The organism is Pseudoalteromonas sp. BSi20495 (assembly GCF_000241185.1).
GTDB lineage: Bacteria > Pseudomonadota > Gammaproteobacteria > Enterobacterales > Alteromonadaceae > Pseudoalteromonas > Pseudoalteromonas fuliginea.
This window is the reverse complement of record NZ_BADY01000111.1, coordinates 36,082-55,899: the sequence shown is the minus strand read 5'-3', so window position 1 is coordinate 55,899 and position 19,818 is coordinate 36,082. Positions and strand designations below refer to the sequence as shown.

Below are 19,818 nucleotides of genomic sequence, written 5' to 3'. Positions count from 1 at the left end.
GGCTGTGTATCTTGTTTACTTTCAAAACATTGGCATTTAAGTGAATATTATTTAGGTGCTTGAAAATACATACGCCCTATGATGAATCAGCTTCCTTACTGCATTGAAAAATAACGGAACAACGCTACTAAAATCTGCGGTGGAAAATAAGTTTTAGTGCTCATCAGCGTGTGTTGTTATCTGTTAATTAGCTATCTTCATTAGAGTTGCAGTTATGACAGCCGTTGCACTAATACATGCTACTAGTAGTGGGACTATAACCTTCCATCGCTCAAAGTTTGAAACCTGCCTATCATGAATTTCAATAGCAACTTCTATTAATTTTTGCACTAAACTCGGCTCTAATCGCTCACGTATTCTCTTACCATTTTTGGTTTCGTAAGATGCTACGTAACGAGATACTAAAGAGACCCTATTTATTTTATCTTCCTCATCTCTAACACGAAATAGCTCAGGGTGGGATTTTGATAGCTCCACCCAAGAATTCGCAGACCTTGGAATTAGTTTTAGTTCTTCAATTAAGCCTTCTTCACTACGACTTGTATGTCGATGGAATGCTAAGACCTGAATTAGTGCGATGACTTCGCCTAGCCGATGCTCTTTTAAGTACTCTTTTGACATTGCAATATATCCCCATGGCTCATAAATAATGAAGTGTTAGGTTGGATTGGAATCTCGTTTTTACACCGAAGGATAAGGCATGACCTATCCTTCGCTAATTACGCCACGAAAAATCAGTTATTCCTCTTGTTCTTCTTTTTCACTCTTAGCCGCCATTTTAAACGCCACAATAACCAATCCAAACATAGCAAACGGCAATGCTGCCAACATGTATTCAACCACATTACTGTCTTGAAAGTTTGCTTGTAGTAAAAAGTGACCTGCTACGCACATTAAAATAACCACTAATAAAATGGGTAGTAACATGAGTTCTTTTTTTGATGAATGGCTTTTCATTAATTATGAGGCTATAGCTAAAAATAATGCGCCATTGTAATGAGCTTGTTTAGGCTTGGCAAATACCGCAGAATTTTTTAATTAATGATATGATTAGCGTCAAACAATTGGGCAAGTGTTATTGGGAATAAAGTGAAAAGTAACTTAAAACAAGTTTACCTCGTTGGCGGTGCAGTGCGCGACAAACTGCTAAATATAAAATCAAAAGATAACGACTATGTAGTGATTGGTGAAACGCCTGATACAATGCAGTCGCTTGGTTTTGTGCCAATAGGTAGCGACTTTCCGGTTTATTTACACCCAAAAACAAAAGAAGAATATGCACTAGGGCGCACAGAGCGTAAAAGTGGCAAAGGCTATACTGGCTTTGTGGTTGATGCCAGCCCAACCGTTACGCTCGAAGAAGATTTAGCAAGACGCGATTTAACTATAAATTCAATGGCGCTTGATGAACACGGTAATATTATTGACCCGTTTAATGGCCAAACAGACTTACAAAATAAAATACTGCGCCATACCACCGCTGCATTTGTAGAAGACCCTGTACGGGTACTGCGTATTGCCCGTTTTTTAGCGCGCTATGGCAGCGATTGGCGTATTCACCCAAGTACGTATGCATTGATGCGCGAGCTTAAAAATAAAGGTGAGCTAAATCATTTAGTACCTGAGCGCGTGTGGCTTGAAACAGAAAAAGCACTGGGTGAAAAGCACCCTGAGCTTTATTTTGAAGCATTGCAAGGCTTGGGTATTTTTCCAGAGCTTGAGCGCATGGTTAATGTACCGCAGCCAGCAAACCATCATCCTGAAGGGGATGTATTTGTGCATACTATGTTGGTACTTAGACGCGCCGCAGATTTAAATTTTGATTTGGAAACTCGTTTTGCAGCGCTGACTCATGACTTTGGTAAGGCGCTTAGTTTTAAAAAGTATGGAAACTTACGTGGGCACGAACGCGAAGGTGTTGCAATTATTGAGGCGTTTTGTGAGCGCTTAAAAGTGCCTAATCGCTTTCGCGATGTTGGTGTACTCACCAGTGATAATCACACCCTTTGCCACACAATTGATCAGTTAAGGCCGCAAACCGTTCACAAGCTAATCGTGACTAACTTAAATGCTTTGGTGCATCCGAATCGTTTTATAGCGTTTACTCAAGCGTGCCAATGTGATGCGCAAGGCCGTGGTGAAACATTGGTTGATAAGCCATACCCGCAAGCAGCTAAACTGCGAGCAATTCATACTGAGCTGCAAAAAATGGATAAGAAGCAAGTAGTGCAAGATGCGCTTAAAAATGGCAAAAAAGGCCCTGAAATAGGCGAAGAAGTAAAACTAGCAGAAATAAACTGCATTAAAGCATTTTTACAAAGCGAGAAATTGGAAGCTTAACAACGTTAGGCTGAGTTAAATTAAATAGTGTGACACGCCTTCGTTTTTAGGTATGTCGGGTTTTCGAAGTTCTTTATAATTAGCGTTCTTTGGTTTTACATTTTCAGATTTAGGCTTTTTAGATGGCCTATATAGGTCAAAAATAAAGTCTAGCTCTTCACGTTCTAGTAATTCTTTCATAAAGTAATCTCCTCAATAAGCAACTAGGGTATGGTCGTTCGACTGAATTAAAAGTGAATAGTTACATATGAAGTTGTACTAAATTGTAATCGGCAGGTTTTAAGGGGTGAGAGGGGTTTGTTTGTTAATTTATATGGAGTTAAGGTAAATTAAATTAACTCTTTTTAACTAAAAATATACAGCTTAATTTATTACGTACTTACTATTTGCATATAGTGCTGTGGCTATAAATATAACGGTATAAATACAGCCTTAACCATTTACTAACGGCAGTGTTACGGTAAATACGACACCATCGGCTTGTTCGTTGTTTTGCGCAGTTACGCTGCCTTTATGGTAATCGCACACCAGCCTTACAATATAAAGCCCTAACCCCAAATGTGGCTGTTGCTGCATTTGCTGGCTACGTACTGACACCATAGAGTCAAAAATATGCTCAGTGAGTCCTTCTGGTAACGCGGGGCCTGTGTTTCTCACAGTTAATATTGCTTTATTTTCAGTTTGCATAAGGCTCACATTAATCGCCGTATTGGCTTCACTAAACTCCATCGCGTTATTGATAAGCTTATCAAGCAGCTGGGCTATAAACTCCGGTGCACCTTGCATAGGTAATTTGTTTTGGCATACATCAAGCGTAAATAACTGGTGTGGGTAAGTAAGCTGATAGCCTTGCATGCAGCCATTTATTACTTTTTGTAAATCAAAAGGCTCAGGCTCGTTGCTTTGAATACTTTGCTCAAGGCGAGTAGCTTCACTCATGGTGGTTATTATTTTACCTAAGCGTTCAACGCCTTCACTGGCGCGGTCGAGGTATTTTTGGCTCTGCTCGTTTTGTGGCAAGCTTTGTAAGTTTTCGAGTGATGAGCGCACTACGGCAACCGGCGTGCGCAGCTCATGCGACAACCGTGACGACATATTTTCTAAGTAATCGGTATAGCCACCAAGTCGGCTCACAATGTTTGAAAAACTACGAGACAGGTCGCCAATTTCATCGTTAGCATCGCTGTAATTAATACTGCCGGTAACACGCCCTTGTGCATCAATTGCTTGCTCAGCGGTATCGCGCAGCCGCCTAATTCGGTTCGATATGCGTGAGGCAAAAAAGAACAAGGTGACAGTACCAATTAGCATCACAGCTAAAATAACGTTAAAGAGTTTTTCGAGCGATTTGTTACGCAGCGTACGTACGCCGTTTGTGGTTTCCTCTGCTATTACCGCGCCAATTACTTGGTCTTGAATCCAAATAGGGTAAGCGGCCGATAAAATAACGGCTTTGCTGTCGGGAGTTAAGCGCCAAGACGATGCAGGTTGTCCTTTTAATGCTTTCGCTAAATGTGTGCCCTGCATAGAAGCTACATCGTGAAGGGTATCTAAAAACTCATTTTCGGGGCGCGTTAATATTTTATAGTAAATTGGGTGTAAGTAATTTTGCTCAAAGCGCTGCCACCAAGTTTCAGGTGCTTGGTTAGCAAGCCCATCAGCCCATACGCCATCTGCATTTTGAATAGTACCCGATTGCGCAAGTACGCGATGATGGTTATCGACCACCCAAATGCGGCTACCACTGTGGCCCATGCCTTTTAAAATACGGCTAATTTCTGGAGAAGGGACTAATACTGAGCCTAAATCGTTTGGGTTATTTAAGTTTGAGGTCGACATTATTTTAGGCTCGAGCAGTGCCTCTTTACTATCTATGTCAACAATAGCAAAGCCAAGTTTGTTGCCCAGCATGCTAATTGGAAAGCGCAGCTCTACGTTATAACCTGATTCGGTACTTTCAAAATAGCCCTGAATTTTTGTAAAAGGGGCTTTGGTTTTTGCATCAAACGCATTAACCCAGCCATCTTGGCGTGGCGCAATTATATAGGTATTAAATTGGCCGTCAGGTGTTTTTAAGCCAATTTGTAAATAATCGTTATTGGTAATACTTAAGCTATTTTTAGCGCGATAAATAAGGGTATTGTCGGTGACTTTAAATACGGCGTATAAGTAGTTATCAAATTTTCCCACCATATGATCAAACGATAAGTCACGGGCTTGATGTTTGTTATCTGTTTTTTGTAAGTAGCGCTTGTCGTAATGCCAAAATAGCGGTTGGTAGCTGTCCCAATCGTTAAGTTTACCATCTAGCTGAATAGGGTTTTTAAGATTATAAGCGTATAAATCGCGGCCTTTTACTACTTGGTCTAAAAAGTTGGTTTGCTCGTCAAATAATGCAGGGCGTTCATGTAGTGCAGTGGCAAGTGCGCGAGTAGTGCCTACGAGGGTTTTTTCTTGGCCTTGGCGTAAAAACTTTTCCATTTCCCATACGTACTCGTAGCCAAGCCACGGCAGCAAAAACAAAAAACATGAAAGCAATATAAATTTACTGCGCAGACCAAATCGTAGCATTAGTGTTGTTCCCACCGATAGCCCATGCCATACACGGTATCTATACAATCAAAGGTGCTATCGAGTGCTATAAACTTTTTACGAATACGTTTTACGTGTGAAGTAATAGTGCTGTCGTCTACATAAATTTTTGCATCGTTCATTAAATCGTTACGGCTTTTAACATGGCCAGGTCGCTGGGCGAGTGAATGCAGCATCCAAAATTCGGTTACGGTTAAATCAACTAATTGTTGTTGCCAAAATACCTGCATACGTTGCGTGTCGAGTGTTAACTGCCCGCGTGTTATGAGGGCGTTTGCATCAGCAGGTTGTTCAAGTGCTTCCATGCGGCGAAACAGCGCACCAATACGTGCAGCCAAGTGAGCCAAGCTTATGTCTTTTGTTAAGTAGTCGTCTGCGCCCATGCGTAGGCCGCATACGGTATCTATTTCGCTATCGCGGGCGGTTAAAAAAATAATAGGCAGTGTTTTAGAAAGCGATCGCAATGTTTGGCACAGTAAAAATCCACCATCTATTTCATGGCCTAAGCCAATATCAACAATGGCTAAATCGGGTAGAGCATTTTTAAATGCAGCTTCAGCGCTGGCGCGATTTTCAAAGCCACTTACTTGGTAGCCCTGTGCGCTCAGCATTTCTATGTAGTTTTCGCGGATTGCGGGTTCATCTTCAACGATGGCTATTTTTTTCATTTTAATCATTATCCTATCGGCTCTGTTGTGCACTATATCGAAGTTTTTAAGCTAAGTAAGGTTAAAAAGGCAATTGCCATTTTTTTGCCACAATTGCTCAGCAGTTTGCCATTTTTGATCCCCTTTGCTGCCACTTGAGCTTGTTTTAATACACTCATCAAAACAAAACATCACAAATTAAAAAGTAAGTTTAAGGATCAAATCATGAAGAAGACATTAATTGCGTTAACACTCGTTGCTAGTTTTTGTACTCCAGCAATTGCCTCAACATCTAACACGCCATCAAAAGAAGCCCATAAAGAAACGGCTATTGGGCTAGGTGCAGGCGCTATTATTGGCGGCGTAGTGGGCGGGCCAATTGGTGCGTTTATTGGGGCATTTGCCGGTGGTTTAATAGGTGATTCAAAAGTAGCTGATAACAAAATTGCAGAGCAAGAGCATGCAATTACGGTTATGAAAGAAAAAACCAGCGATTACCAACACGTGCTTAACCACAATAATATGTTAGAGCAACAGTTAGAAGTACTTGCCAATCAAAATGAGCAGTTAACTCAAGTTCAAATTAATAACTTATTGGCGATGACGGTGCAATTTAAAACAGGTTCAAGTGTTATTGCCCCGCATTTTGCACTGCAGTTAGACCAACTGGTTACCTTGTTAAACAACCAACCACAACTCGCACTTGATTTAAGTGGCTTTGCCGATCAGCGTGGCGATGAGCAAGCCAATCTTTTACTTTCTAAAGCACGTGTAAATGCCGTGCAAAGCTACTTAATAAAACACGGTGTGAGCCACAAACGCTTAAGTACGCAGGCATTTGGCGAGCAGCAAACATTGGCTAACAGCAACACGGTGGAAGATAACTTTTTTGATAGACGCGTAACGCTTACCACTCGCTCAATGAATCCAGTAAATGGCCAAACGGCGAGTAACTAAATCTAACTGAATCTAAGTAAAGCTAAGCGTTCGATGGAGTGATTTTATGTTGAGTAAACCAACCAAAATGCTTACTAAAGTAAGCATTTTTATATTCATAGCGATTGTGCTGTTAGCGAGCTTTAAAAGCCAAGCGCAATCACCTAAGTTAGAACTTTTTGATAGCAATGGGGCGCCAGCAGGCCCAGCAATAATATTAAAAAGCGACGCCAATATGATCTTAACCGGCCTAATTAATCATGTTGTAGTAACGCAAACCTATCAAAACGAAAACCCGTTTGCGGTTAATGCGCGCTATGTTTTTCCATTGCCTGATGAAAGCGCCGTACATGCCATGACGATGCGTATAGGTGAGCGAGTCATTAAAGGCCAAATTGATAAAAAAGTGGAAGCCGAAAAGAAATACGAGGAGGCTAAAAAAGCAGGTAAGCAAGCGGCTTTAGTTCGCCAACAACGTGCGAATATGTTTATTACGAATGTGGCGAATATTGGCCCCGGTGAGCAAGTGATTATTGAGCTTGAGTATCAAGAAATAATTGATTACAGCAGCGGCACATTTGCTATTAGGTTTCCTACTACCATTACACCGCGTTATCACGCGATTAGTGGTGAGGTTGAGGTTAATACTCAAAATCAAGCGCACGTTAACTCACTCCCAACGGGATGGTTAAGCCCTGTTTACAGTATTAAAAGCAGTACTCAAAATGATAACGTACCAAGCAGCCAATTTAGCTTAAACATTAATATAGACGTAGGCTTAGAGCTGGTGGATATCAATTCTAAATTTCACAATGTTGATGTGCAAAACACCGCGTTTGGACAATATAAAATAGCGTTAAATGAAACAAATGCAGTTAATCGCGATTTTGTACTTGAGTTTAAACCGCTGCAAAAAGAGCAGGCTCAAGCCGCATTTTTTACTCAGCAGTTTGAAAATGGTGACCGATACGGGCTTGCTATGCTAATGCCACCGGGGGATCATTTTACACAAACTCAACGCTTACCTCGCGAAATGGTATTTGTAGTTGATACGTCAGGCTCTATGCATGGGCAATCTATGGAGCAAGCTAAAAAAGCGTTGTTTTATGCACTTTCATTACTCGATAGCGACGACAGCTTTAATATTATTGGTTTTGACAACATAGTAACTCCAATGAGCGATAAACCACTTATAGCCAGTGACTTTAATTTACGCCGTGCGGAGCGATTTATTTATAGCCTAGAGGCCGACGGCGGCACTGAAATACAAGGTGCGCTTAATGCCGTACTTGATGGCAGCCAGTTTGATGGTTTTGTACGCCAAGTTGTATTTTTAACTGATGGTAGCGTAAGTAATGAAGATGCATTATTTAAAAATATTCAAAGTAAGTTAGGCGATAGCCGCTTATTTACAGTGGGTATTGGCAGCGCACCTAACAGCTTTTTTATGCGCCGAGCAGCAGATATAGGTAAAGGCTCATTCACGTTTATAGGCAGCACAAGCGAGGTGCAACCTAAAATGCAGCAGTTGTTTGATAAGCTAGCACATCCGGCTATTACTAATTTGGCGCTAAGCGATGAAAGCGGTAACAGCTTAGATTTTTGGCCATCACCACTACCTGATTTATATTTTGGCGAGCCTATCATGGTCGCTATAAAACTTAATAATGCTAAAAATGTGGTACTTGCTGGGCAAACAGCACAAGGGCCTTTAAGTATTAAATTAAGTACACAAAATAGTTCAAGCGCTCAAGGTATAGCAAAACTGTGGGCGCGCCAAAAAATCAAGTCATTACTTTTATACAACGAGCAAAGTACAGTTAAAGATGAAGTACAGGAGCTTGCGCTTACTCATCAATTACTTAGTCCGTTTACTGCTTTTATAGCGATTGAACAAACTCAAATAAAAGAAGTGGCAGAGCAAACGGCGCAAGCTACTAATGCATTACCACAAGGTATGGCAATGCGTTTACCGCAAACCGATGGGCAAAGCAGGTTACATATATTACTAGGCTGTATTTTATTATTGGGATTTAGCGCGCTTAAAATAAATCGAGGGCTTAAATTAAGCAGGGCACGTAAATGAAAAAGTGGCTAAGCGTGGGCTTACTAATAGCTGGGCTTGGATTATTTGGTCACGGCGCTTATATGCAGGCAAAAGCGTGGCTTGCTCAAGTATTAATTGAGCAAGCATGGCAAGAGGCGCTTAAATCACCCGGCACTAAAGTAAAACCGTGGTATTACGCCGACAGCTACGTTACTGCAAAGCTTGATTGGCCAAGTCATAATAAAACATTAAGTGTATTGGCTGGAGCGAGTGGCCGTAACTTAGCGTTTGCGCCTAGCCAATTTTTACCCGCAGGGGAGCTGGGCGGAAAAGAATTTGGAAACGAAAAGGGCGCGCTAATAGCAGGGCATAACGACACCCACTTTGCATTTTTACAAAACGCAAAAGTGGGGGAGGCGTTTACTTTGCAACTGCAAAATGGGGTGATACAAAATTATAAGGTAACGGGGATTGAGGTTATTCATCAATCCCAAAACTCATTTTTACAAACACCTGGGCTGTATTTGCTTACCTGTTACCCTTTTGATTCGCTTGCCTCGGGTACTGATTTAAGATTGCTTGTATCTGCGCAAATGTCTTCGCCCGATTCGCTAAGCGGTATATCAACCACGAGTTCTTGATGGCGCTGGCTTATCATTACGCCAATAAATACCACAAATATGCTCAGCCATTGCCAAACGTTGAGCACTTCGCCCAAAATAATAGCTGACAAAATAAGTGTAAAAATAGGAATTAAATTAGAGTACGCAGCAGCGGTTAATACCGATACCTTACTAATTGCATAGTTGTACATACCGTAGCCGCCAAGGGTTACACACGAGCCTAAATACAAAATGCTCATAAGCGCAGTTAAGTCGTGTTGGTTTTCGCTTGGTAGGTCGATAAAAAATAAAAACGGCGCAAAAAATAAGCTGCCGCTAATACCTTGCAACGCAATTAAAGTAAGAGGCGAGTAGCGATCAGCTAAATGTTTAATACTTACGGTATAAAATGCAGCGCACACCATAGCCATAAGCTCTAAAAAGTTACCCAGTAACGGATTAGGTGCTTGGTCGGTACTTGGTGAAAGAAGCGTAAGTAAAATACTGCCGCCAATACACAGCGTAAAGCCGACCACGATGGATTTACTTATGTATTCTTTAAGCAATAAAAAGGCAAGTAGCGCAATAATAATAGGCAAGCAAGAGACAATAACACCGGCCTGCGAGGCTGATGTGTATTCCATTGCATGGCCTTCAAATAAAAAGTATAAGCAAGGCTCAGCAAGCGACATACCCACTAAATACTTCCAGTCACCTTTTAAGTACTCAAACCGAATAACGTAGCGCCATAAACAAAGCGACAAAACTAACGTGGTGAGCATGCGTAAAAATATCACCAATGCAGGGTCGTAAATAGCAATGGCGTATTTAAGCGCGATAAAAGAGCTGCCCCATAAAAAGGTGGCAATAATTAGACATAAACTGGCAGGCATAGAGAGTAATTTACATAATTTAATAAAATCAGATCCTAGCATGAATATTTTTAACTTGTTCAAAAATACCGAGCTGGTATAAATTAATTCATCTTTAATTAATCAGTAGTAAAAAGCACATGCAAAGGGAACAGGTAATAGTTGTAAAGCTTGGTACAAGCGTACTTACTGGCGGCACCGATAAACTAGACAAAGCACATATGGTTGAATTAGTACGCCAATGCTGCGAGCTTAAAAAGCAGGGTCATCACGTTATTTTAGTATCGAGCGGCGCGGTTGCTGCTGGGCGCGAACAACTATTAAAACCCTGTGGCAGAAGCTTAATTGATAAACAAATGCTTGCTGCAATTGGACAAGGTCAACTTATTCATATTTGGCAGAGCCTATTTGCTTTATACGGTGTAAACGTAGGGCAAATGCTACTTACTCGCGCCGATGTAGACGACAGAGAGCGCTACCTTAATGCCCGCGATACACTCAATGCGTTATTAAATTACGACGTTGTACCCATCATTAACGAAAATGACGCAGTCGCAACCAGCGAAATAAAAGTAGGCGACAACGATAATTTATCGGCACTTGTCGCTATTTTGGCTAATGCTAATAAGTTACTGCTACTTACCGATCAAGAAGGGTTATTTACCAGCGATCCGCGCACAAACGCCGATGCCACCCTCATTGGCGAAGTAACACATATAAACGATGAACTGCGCCAACTTGCTGGTGGCAGTGGCACAAATTTAGGTACTGGCGGCATGGCGACTAAACTGCAAGCCGCTGACATTGCAAGGCGCGCAGGCGTTGAAGTTATTATTGCTAAAGGCGCAGGTAAAAACGTTATTTTAAAATGTATGAGTGACGAGTTACCTGGTACACGCTTTTTAAAACTCACCGCCCCAAAAGATGGCCGTAAAAAATGGCTACTCGCTGGGCCTAAAAGTACCGGCCAAATTGTTATAGATACAGGTGCTATTGCAGCGCTGCAAAATAAAGGCGCAAGCTTACTTGCTAAAGGCGTTACTAATGCATTTGGACGTTTTGAACGCGGTGATTTAATTGATTTAATAGATAATAAAAATCAAGTGATTGCACGGGGCTTAACGCGCTTTAGTAGTACCGAGGTAAATAAAATAAAGGGTGCTCATTCTAGTCAAATAGGCCAATTACTTGATTACGATAGTGGCGCAGAAGTACTTCATAGGGATGATATGGTATTGCTATAGAAGCACTTTTAGTAAATTAAATTACTTGGGTGTAATTCTCGCAGTATTACACTTTTTTGATTGTAAATTTGTGCTAAAATCTGGCTCCTTAAATTGTTGTAAGCAGAGCACAGAACATGAAATTAGTTCGTTGGTTTTTAGGTTGTATAATCTTATTTTTTAATTTTGTATTTACTCCTCGCAGTAAAAAGCGCGCAAGCGACGAGCAAGCACAGCTTGATCTGCAAACCTCACAATTTAAACTGTATCAATTTAAAGCATGCCCGTTTTGTGTAAAAGTACGTCGCGCCATTAAACGCGAAGGCTTAAACATAGAAACGCGTGATGCAAAAGACAATGAGCAATATCGTCAAGAGCTACTAGAGCAAGGCGGTAAAGTTAAAGTGCCTTGCCTGCGTATAGAGCAAAACGGCCAAGTACAATGGCTGTATGAATCAAACGATATTATTGCTTACTTAAACAAAGTAGCTGCATAAACCACTTTTATTATCTCACTTATTTAAAGAGAATATACCATGACAATTCGCACCCGTGTTGCCCCGTCGCCAACTGGTGACCCGCATCTTGGCACCGCTTATATCGCCTTATTTAACTACTGTTTTGCTAAACAACAAGGCGGTGAATTTGTACTTCGTATAGAAGATACAGACCAAGTACGTAGCACGCCAGAGTCTGAACTTGCGATTATGGATAGCCTACGTTGGTTAGGGCTTGAGTGGGATCATGGTCCTGATGTGGGTGGCGAATTTGGTCCTTACCGTCAATCTGAGCGTAGCGATTTATATAAAAAATACGCGCATCAGTTAGTTGACGATGGCAAAGCGTTTTACTGCTTTGCAACAAGCGAAGAGCTTGATCAAATGCGTGAAGAGCAAATGGCAGAAGGCTTGCGCCCTAAATACGACGGTCGTGGTTTAAACCACACAGATGAAGAAATTAAAGCAAACTTAGCGGCAGGCAAACCTTACGTTATACGTATGAAAATCCCAAGCGAAGGCACATTTAAGTTTAACGACTACCTACGTGATGAAATTGAGATCCCGTGGGAAAACGTAGACATGCAAGTGTTATTAAAAGCAGATGGTTTCCCAACGTACTTTTTAGCGAACGTAGTTGACGACCACCACATGCAAATTAGCCATATTTTCCGTGGTGAAGAATGGATTAACTCAGCACCTAAGTTATTAAAACTTTACGAAGATTTTGGTTGGGAAGCGCCAGTACTTGGTCACTTACCATTACTACGTAACCCAGATAAATCAAAGCTGTCTAAGCGTAAAAACCCAACATCTATTAATTACTATAAAGAAATGGGTTACCTGCCAGAAGCCGTACTTAACTACTTAGGTCGTATGGGTTGGTCAATGCCTGATGAGCGTGAAAAGTTCACACTTAATGAGATGATTGAAAACTTCGACATGAAGCGCGTATCGCTTGGTGGTCCAGTATTCGACGTAGATAAATTAAGCTGGTTAAACGGCATGTGGATCCGCGAAAACCTAACCGACGAGCAGTTAATTCAGCGCTTTGTTGATTGGAAGTTTAACGGCGAAATGCTCGCTAAAATATTACCAGAAGTTAAAACACGTATTAATACGCTGTCGGATATGGTTGAGCTTGCAGGGCACTTTGTAGGTGGTATTCCAACTTACGATCCTGCGCTATTAACAGCCGGCAAAGCAGACGAAAACGTGATTCGCCAAGCGCTGCAATTTTTTGTATGGCAGCTTGAAGGTTTACGTAGCTTTGAAAAGCCAGCTATTTTTGCAATTGCAAAAGAAGTGGCAACATTCCACGAGCTTAAAATTAAAGACTTTTTAGAGCCAATTTTTGTCGCAATTACAGGCAAAACATCAAGTACGTCAGTGCTTGATGCAATGGAAATATTAGGCTCTGACTTATCACGTGCTCGTTTACGTGTAGCCCTTGCTCATTTAGGTATTTCTAAAAAGCAGGCTAAAAATATAGAGCGTGCGTACCGCGAATACCCAAGTTCATAATTGCTAAACAATGTACTTTTAAAAGCCGAGCTTTACTAAGCTCGGCTTTTTTGTTTCAGGCTGTTTAGCTATATGACATCGTATTTTGATATTGTTTAGCCTAAGTATTCATAATTTACTAAATGCTACAATAAGGCATATAAACTCATAGGAGGCAGTATGATTGCAACCGTTAAAAACAAAGCTATTTTTAGCAGTAATACATTCTCGATAAACCTTGTTACTTACCCAACTAATCACAGCGTAATGAACCATATTGATCCCGTGCAGCAAGGGCGCTATTACAAGCTCAATTTTGTATTAGAGCAACCTAAAACAGGTGGGGTATTTAAATGCTCAAAATGCATTATAAATTTATTTAATCGTGTGTATTTGTTTAGACCCGATAAGTACGAACACAGCGTATCTAAAATCGAGTCTGGAAAGCGCGTACTACTGAGCTTTGCGCTTAATATATAATTTATTAATAGTCGTAGGCCTGTCCGGTGCATAAAACAGATAGGTCGCAATACGATACAGACGTTTCGCTACAAGAGTTAATAGTAAAAGCATTCCCGCCTCTATTCATAGTATCATTTTTAAGCGCGTCAATGGCGTGAGACTTAGCACGGTTATAGCTAATATTAGGCTTAGTATCATGATTTTTGTTAATACAGAACTGCCCTTCAACTCTACCTAAAAGTTTAGCGCCGCTCTCGTGCGCTTCTTGATCACTATAAAACTGCTGAAGATCTCCTCTAGCAACACGAGTACTGACTTGATCTGCTAAAATATCTTTAGTTATATTGGTGTGAAAGCGAGCTCCAGAACAGCCCGCTAAAATAATGAGTAAGCTTAAGGTTATTATTATTCGTAGCACATCTAATTGATCCATCAATTTATTAATTTTGTTAGGGAATAAAGATACTTATTTAATTTAATACGCGCAAGGCTTGTAGGTTAATAAATTGTTTGTTTTTGTAAGTAACTTAAACATCACTGAGCATAGGGTAAGTAAACAAAAAGAAGTGGCAAACGTTCACTAACCAATGGCATAAAATAGCCCATTCTAAACGCTGCGTTTTATAAAAAATATAGCCGTATCCTAAGCCTGCTATAAACGAGACCAGCACATAGTTAATGCCCCCTGCAAAATGTGCCAAAGCAAAAATACCAGCCGTAATTAAAGGAGCAAGTAACGCTAAACGGGTTGGTGTAATAATTTGGCTAAGCTTAGTTTGTAGTAAACCTCGAAATAAAGCTTCCTCGGCAACACAGGTAAATAAAAGATTAATAGCAATAAAGGCTAACCAAAAGTCGGGCACTTTTGGGTTAAAGCTTACAAGTCCAAGCATTAAAGCCGCTATGAGCGTAGCTAAAACAGTAGCAATAACTATTAAAATGGGTTGTTTAACGTTTAATTGACCCGCTTTATTAGAGTCTGCTTTTAAAGGCCTTTTATTTGAATCTAAGTTTGAAAAAAAGTAAGCACAAAGAAATAACCCAGCCATAGCTTTATCAAAATTAGCATAAAGGGTAAAAGTAATCGCATCGCTGGTAATACGCTCGTTTATAACAATAGGGAGGTTACTAAAACCAGGCACCCAATGAAGTGCTAATGCTAATGAGGTAATAACAAAAACAGTACCTAATATAGTGCGTATTATTGCCCGCTTTGTATTTAGCGCACAGTAGTATAAAACAACGTAAAGCCCAGTGCTCAGCAGAGCATATAAATTTATATAACCTTCAGCATAAGCACTTACAACACTTAAAGCTACTAAGTAGTGCCAAAGGGGTTGTCGTATTATAAGAATATTGCAGCGAGAAAAAACGCATAATATTGACAATGCCAGAATATAAAAAGCCATTTATTTATCATTTTCTAGTGTTAAGTACTAAACAATAACGTGCAATTTTGTATTAATAAACCATTATATTTTCACTAATCGGTACTGTCATCGTTGGTGTGTGTTTATAGATTTAATGAACAGGCTTATCTTATTAAACAGACAGTAATGAGCGATAAGTAGCTAGGCAGTACTTACGTGTATGAAATTAAAATTTGATCTTGGTCAGCCTATAAAAAGCAACTTCCAAAGCAGTACTTGTTATTAGTAACACCGTCTTTTGTTATCAATTTAGTTGGTTGCCTAGGTTAATAAATGCTGTGAATACAGACAGTGATTGTTGTTTTGTCCAATATTACTGATCTCCACCATTTTGGTGTATTTTTGCACTGATTAAAAATAATTTTCATTTAACCAATTGTTTACATATGTTTATTTGATGGTTAAGATAAATGCATTGTAATATGGACATTTGTCGGTTTATAAAACGACAAATGTCGTAGACAAAATTGTTATGTTTCTAGGAGTATTTCGTGTCAGCCGATGAAGTTATGAATGAGCAACTGAATCAATCTATTCGTTTGATAGAGCAAGTTATGGAACAAGCTTATTTCACATCAAAAGAACGAGATATTAGGTATAGTGTTGGTGGCTTAGGTCGAACTATAGGTCTAATTAGAGAATTTCAGGAACAAATTTACCACCAATTTCCAGACTTAAAAACAGAAATTAAAATTAGTTTAGATCCGCCTTTGACAGCAGAGCAAGCAGAGGTTTGTTCGAAGTTATCTCCGGATGAATTAGATAAAATTGACGGATTTTTGTTATCGAACACTAGGTCTAAATTTCGGAAAGTAGCGCGTGTTATAGGCATATCAATGCAAAATGAACTTGATTCATTTAATTTGCCAGATCTTTTTTATGCGGAAAGAATAAAATCTTTGGTAAAGCGTGGAAAGTTAGATTCACAAGGAAATCTTGGTGCTATGAGGTTTAGTGAAGTTAAATTACCTGATATGTAAATCGAAACATAACAAGAAAATCAACAAGGACACGTAACAGTTGGCTACGTTTCGCTTCGCTACACAATTTTAGCCAACCATTACTTAGCCTGTTATTTTGGCGTTAAAGCGCTAGTCGTATACTGAGAAGTTGATGCATCCAAAGTTCTTATCATTATTTTTAGTTTTGTTTTCATTAAATATTGCTTATGCCGAAAGCGATACTCATATTGAAACCGAAATCCAAAATACTATCGACACTGAAGATATTGTAGGATTATCTTGGTCAACAATTTCAAAGGGGCATGTTGAGGTTGGTAGTGTTGGATATGCAAATATTTCAAAACTTGAACATATGATGCCTGCACAAAAAATGCATGTAGGCTCAGTTACCAAATCGGTTCTGGCAATGGGCGTTCTCCATTTAATATTTGAAGGAAGACTCTCATTAGATAGCAATATTGAAGCACTATTGCCAGGATTGAACTTCGACAATGTTTGGCATCATCGTTCACCTATCAAGGTCAAAAACTTACTCGATCATACTGCTGGATTAGACAATATCAGGATGTGGCAGTTACTAAGCACTAAACCTTTGCCAAATACGCCACTTGGAAAAGCTTTTGAATCAAGCAGACAAAACTTATTAAAGATTAGAACTGAACCAGGAACGCAATACTCATATTCCAATATGGGATATACATTACTTGCAATGGTTATAGAAGCTGTAACCAACCAGCGTTATGAAGAGTTCCTCGATGACAACCTTTTAGCCCCTTTAGAAATGTATGACAGTAGCTTTGAGTTTATCAGCCAACAAGGTCAGTACGCCGATCCTTTATTAGCGATGGGCTATCATGAAAATAATGTTACTCAAATTGCTGTGTCTAGCTATCTTAGACCTGCGGGACAATTCACAACTACCGCCCCTGACATGGCTAAGTTTATGAATTTTATTTTGAATGAAGGCAAAGTAAATGGTCAAAATTTTGTAAAACCTGAGCATATGAAAATGCTTACTAATCCTTTCAACACTAAAGCTCATATAGAAGGCCTGAATATTGGGCATGGGCTTGCGTTTGCTAATAGAGATCGGCATAACGTGCTTGGCATGTGTCATCCGGGTACAACATTTGGATTTAGAGCCTATATTTGCCTTTTTCCAGATGAAAAAAAGGGATTTTTTTACGCCGCTAACACGGATAACGAAACTGCCGACTATGAAAAGTTTAATAAATTATTTATCAATAAACTAAGCGTGGCGTCAGCGTCTATTGCAGAGAGCACGGGTAAGGGAACAGGGTTGTCAAAGTTGGAGGGCATTTATCTACCATCCCCAAATAACATGGCAGAATTTGAATTCATTGATATGCTTTTCAATTTTATTTGGTTAGAACAATCAAACGAGCACCTTCTAATGAAGTCATTGCAAAATGCCGATAGGCGCTTAATTCAAGTTGGCGATCACTTATTTAGAGATGTTAACAGGACACAAGCTTCCCATGTTTTCTATTGGGATAGTGAGAGGAGATTGTTTCTTAGTGATGGTCTTAAAACGTTTAAGCAAGTTTCAATTATAGCATTGGTACTTTATTGGTTAAGCTTAAGCTTTGGTCTAATAGGACTGTTTTATATATTTTTAGTCGGATTAATTAGGGTCATTAAACGAGACAAAGAAAGCTTCGTTCGAATAAAATGGGGATTTATAAACCTACTATTGTTCAGCTTTCCTGTATACCTCTATGTTCAGCAATCCTTTCTACAATTTGGTGATATTACAGCGGCAAGTGTTTCCTTGGCTTTTCTTTCAGGAATTTTGCCACTAACACTGTTATTTTCTTTATGGATTTCTCTAAGAGTAAAATTACAGAGTAAACTAATTAAATTGGATGTTGCGGCAATTTTGATATCGGTACAATTAGTTTTAGTATTGGTTTTCTGGGGGCAGCTCCCCGTTATATTTTGGCAATAAAGAGTAGCACTTTAATCGGGTAGTCGGAGGTCTCTAACCTCCAGCCCCCACACCACCCATCATGCGCTTTTTATTGACAGGAAGTGCAATGGGCGGCTCATCTCCCGTAATGAATACCGATCCAAATATCTCTCAATGACACTAAACCTTGTGATGCTAAATAGTCATTGCCTAGCGCAATGTTAATTCCTTTTGTTTTTGAGCTTCGACAAGGCCCTTTACTGGTGATACCACAGGCTATGGCGAGTCGTTCGCTAACACCCAGTTTTATTAAACTGCGTACTTTCGTGCGTGGTTTACGCCATTGCCGCCAGTAGCACATTCTTATCCTACGGCGGATCCAATGATCTAAATCCACCGTTAACTGATAAGTGTTGGCTATTAGGTAATAGTGTCCCCAGCCACGTAAATACTGCGTGAGTTTATGAATTTGTAGGGTCATTGAGATCCCCCAGTTGCGGTTAGTGAGTTCTCTTACACTTGCTTTAAATTTCTTTAGCGCCTGTTCGTGGATCTGCACTTGAGCGTAGCGGAAGGTAAACCCAAGAAATTTCGAGCCTGATACTGGACCGACTCGACTTTTCGATTCATTCACTTTGAGTTTTAATCGCTGAGTGATAAACGCAGTAATTTCCCGTTGGATTATGAGTCCTTCGCTTTTCGTTTTTACTAAAATGATTATGTCATCAGCGTAACGTGCAGATTGAAGGTGTTTGTAGGTTAGCTTCTTATCTAATTCATCGAGTAAAATATTGGAAATTAAAGGGGATAATGGCCCACCTTGAGGGACACCTTTGGTTGACTCAAACCACAGACCGGTTTCACGCTCTGCTATTCCCGCTCGTAAGTATTTACCGAGTAGGCGCATGAGTGCTTTGTCTTTGATTTTACGGCCAACACGATTCATCAGCATGTCATGGTCTACTTCATCAAAGAACTTAGACAAGTCGATATCAACCGCTGTTTTATAGCCTTGTTTAACACAAGATTGAACATGGTTCACTGCTTGACTGGCTCTTTTATGAGCTCGATAACCATAACTATGCGGTGAAAATTGAGGCTCAAAATAAGGGCTGATCACTTGAGCAATGGCTTGTTGGATCACTCTGTCGATAACAGAGGGGATCCCAAGCATTCGCTCACCGCCATCAGGTTTGGGTATTATCACGCGTTTGACTGGCAAGGGTTGATAAGTGCCGTTAAGTAATTGTTGTTTAATACCCCGCCAATGTAACTTAGCGAAGTGATTAAATTCCTCAATACTCATATTATCAATACCCGCAGCCCCTTTATTGCGCTTAACATGTTGCCATGCAGTGCCAATATTATGGTTGCTCAGTACCCTTGCCATCAGGTCATGATTCGAGGTATTATTCACAGTCGAACGCTGTTCATCACTATCACAACACGGTGATCTATGTGAATTCAAGTTCATTTGTAGTATCTCCTCTGGTTAAGATGTTCAGGCCTTCACCATGTCCCTTCCATTACGATGGGCGTTTGGCTACTATGCCGTCTGCTGACTTCTGATAAATCACTCTAGCGATTACTCGATAAAGCGCGTCTAAACTAACGCTTGTTTACTGCTATTTCGCTCGCTGTAGGTCGCAGCAACCAGAGCGCCAAGGGTTGATCAACCAGCCCCTAACTGGTAATCTCCAAGCGTTAGCGCGGATGCGTGTTTATCAGATCTCCCCGAATAAGGTGCATCGACTTTCTCTGCACAACTGCATCAT

The 19,818-nt window shown here is 40.2% G+C and carries 19 protein-coding genes; 10 read left to right on the top strand and 9 right to left on the bottom strand.

The window, feature by feature from the left end:
- Nucleotides 1-183: 183 nt before the first annotated feature.
- A complete protein-coding gene (locus P20495_RS06435) occupies nt 184-621 on the bottom strand; it encodes a hypothetical protein (RefSeq protein WP_008137509.1) in 438 nt (145 codons plus the stop codon).
- Between the two features lie 117 nt (nt 622-738).
- Nucleotides 739-957 (bottom strand): hypothetical protein, encoded by a 219-nt coding sequence (locus P20495_RS06440; protein ID WP_033016113.1) that lies wholly within the window; start codon nt 955-957, stop codon nt 739-741.
- A 132-nt stretch (nt 958-1,089) separates the two neighbouring features.
- On the opposite strand from P20495_RS06440, the gene P20495_RS06445 reads away from it, so the two are divergent.
- Complete coding sequence (locus P20495_RS06445; protein ID WP_008137506.1) at nt 1,090-2,340, top strand: multifunctional CCA addition/repair protein; 1,251 nt, start codon at nt 1,090-1,092, stop codon at nt 2,338-2,340.
- 15 nt (nt 2,341-2,355) lie between these two features.
- Here the strand turns inward: P20495_RS06445 and P20495_RS22215 are convergent, their stop codons facing one another.
- The 3 genes from P20495_RS22215 to pdsR form a co-directional block, all read right to left on the bottom strand.
- Nucleotides 2,356-2,520 carry a hypothetical protein gene (locus tag P20495_RS22215; protein WP_002961633.1) on the bottom strand — a complete coding sequence of 55 codons (165 nt, stop codon included), beginning with the start codon at nt 2,518-2,520 and terminating at the stop codon, nt 2,356-2,358.
- Between the two features lie 252 nt (nt 2,521-2,772).
- Nucleotides 2,773-4,911, bottom strand: a complete 2,139-nt coding sequence (gene pdsS / locus P20495_RS06450) for a proteobacterial dedicated sortase system histidine kinase (RefSeq protein WP_008137503.1) — start codon at nt 4,909-4,911, stop codon at nt 2,773-2,775.
- Nucleotides 4,911-5,600, bottom strand: coding sequence for a proteobacterial dedicated sortase system response regulator (gene pdsR, locus P20495_RS06455; RefSeq protein WP_008137501.1), 690 nt, complete (start codon nt 5,598-5,600; stop codon nt 4,911-4,913). The genes pdsS and pdsR overlap by 1 nt, the downstream gene beginning before the upstream one ends.
- A 204-nt stretch (nt 5,601-5,804) precedes the next feature.
- Between pdsR and pdsO the strand changes: the two genes are divergently transcribed.
- From pdsO to P20495_RS21655, 3 genes are read left to right on the top strand one after another with little or no spacing between them, the layout of a single operon-like run.
- Complete coding sequence (gene pdsO / locus P20495_RS06460) at nt 5,805-6,536, top strand: sortase-associated OmpA-like protein PdsO (RefSeq protein ID WP_008137498.1); 732 nt, start codon at nt 5,805-5,807, stop codon at nt 6,534-6,536.
- Nucleotides 6,537-6,582: 46 nt separating this feature from the next.
- Nucleotides 6,583-8,601, top strand: a complete 2,019-nt coding sequence (locus P20495_RS06465; RefSeq protein WP_008137495.1) for a marine proteobacterial sortase target protein — start codon at nt 6,583-6,585, stop codon at nt 8,599-8,601.
- Nucleotides 8,598-9,203, top strand: a complete 606-nt coding sequence (locus P20495_RS21655) for a class GN sortase (RefSeq protein ID WP_083829692.1) — start codon at nt 8,598-8,600, stop codon at nt 9,201-9,203. The genes P20495_RS06465 and P20495_RS21655 overlap by 4 nt, the downstream gene beginning before the upstream one ends.
- Here the strand turns inward: P20495_RS21655 and P20495_RS06470 are convergent.
- Nucleotides 9,098-10,057: a DMT family transporter gene (locus P20495_RS06470; RefSeq protein ID WP_008137492.1), complete on the bottom strand. Its 960-nt coding sequence runs from the start codon at nt 10,055-10,057 to the stop codon at nt 9,098-9,100. The two genes, P20495_RS21655 and P20495_RS06470, sit on opposite strands and share 106 nt — an antisense overlap.
- A 119-nt stretch (nt 10,058-10,176) precedes the next feature.
- Between P20495_RS06470 and proB the strand changes: the two genes are divergently transcribed.
- The 4 genes from proB to P20495_RS06490 all read left to right on the top strand — a co-directional run bounded on the left by proB (nt 10,177) and on the right by P20495_RS06490 (nt 13,739).
- On the top strand, nt 10,177-11,280 hold the full coding sequence (gene proB / locus P20495_RS06475) for a glutamate 5-kinase (RefSeq protein ID WP_007377006.1): 1,104 nt from the start codon (nt 10,177-10,179) through the stop codon (nt 11,278-11,280).
- A gap of 116 nt (nt 11,281-11,396) precedes the next feature.
- Nucleotides 11,397-11,756: a glutaredoxin domain-containing protein gene (locus tag P20495_RS06480; protein ID WP_007377005.1), complete on the top strand. Its 360-nt coding sequence runs from the start codon at nt 11,397-11,399 to the stop codon at nt 11,754-11,756.
- Between the two features lie 39 nt (nt 11,757-11,795).
- Nucleotides 11,796-13,280 carry a glutamate--tRNA ligase gene (gene gltX, locus P20495_RS06485; RefSeq protein WP_008137490.1) on the top strand — a complete coding sequence of 495 codons (1,485 nt, stop codon included), beginning with the start codon at nt 11,796-11,798 and terminating at the stop codon, nt 13,278-13,280.
- A gap of 159 nt (nt 13,281-13,439) precedes the next feature.
- Entirely contained in the window at nt 13,440-13,739 is a 300-nt protein-coding gene (locus P20495_RS06490; RefSeq protein WP_007377003.1) for a hypothetical protein, read from the top strand.
- A gap of 4 nt (nt 13,740-13,743) precedes the next feature.
- Here P20495_RS06490 and P20495_RS06495 read toward each other — a convergent pair whose 3' ends face one another.
- Together P20495_RS06495 and P20495_RS06500 are read right to left on the bottom strand one after the other, a co-directional pair.
- On the bottom strand, nt 13,744-14,139 hold the full coding sequence (locus P20495_RS06495; protein WP_033016118.1) for a hypothetical protein: 396 nt from the start codon (nt 14,137-14,139) through the stop codon (nt 13,744-13,746).
- 109 nt (nt 14,140-14,248) lie between these two features.
- Complete coding sequence (locus tag P20495_RS06500) at nt 14,249-15,130, bottom strand: CPBP family intramembrane glutamic endopeptidase (RefSeq protein ID WP_008137484.1); 882 nt, start codon at nt 15,128-15,130, stop codon at nt 14,249-14,251.
- Nucleotides 15,131-15,642: 512 nt separating this feature from the next.
- Between P20495_RS06500 and P20495_RS06505 the strand changes: the two genes are divergently transcribed.
- Entirely contained in the window at nt 15,643-16,131 is a 489-nt protein-coding gene (locus tag P20495_RS06505) for a DUF3658 domain-containing protein (protein WP_008137482.1), read from the top strand.
- A 133-nt stretch (nt 16,132-16,264) separates the two neighbouring features.
- Entirely contained in the window at nt 16,265-18,082 is a 1,818-nt protein-coding gene (locus tag P20495_RS06510; RefSeq protein ID WP_008137480.1) for a serine hydrolase, read from the top strand.
- Nucleotides 18,083-18,179: 97 nt separating this feature from the next.
- On the opposite strand, the gene ltrA is transcribed toward P20495_RS06510, so the two are convergent.
- Nucleotides 18,180-19,517 (bottom strand): group II intron reverse transcriptase/maturase, encoded by a 1,338-nt coding sequence (ltrA, locus tag P20495_RS06515; RefSeq protein WP_033016111.1) that lies wholly within the window; start codon nt 19,515-19,517, stop codon nt 18,180-18,182.
- Nucleotides 19,518-19,818: the final 301 nt, after the last annotated feature.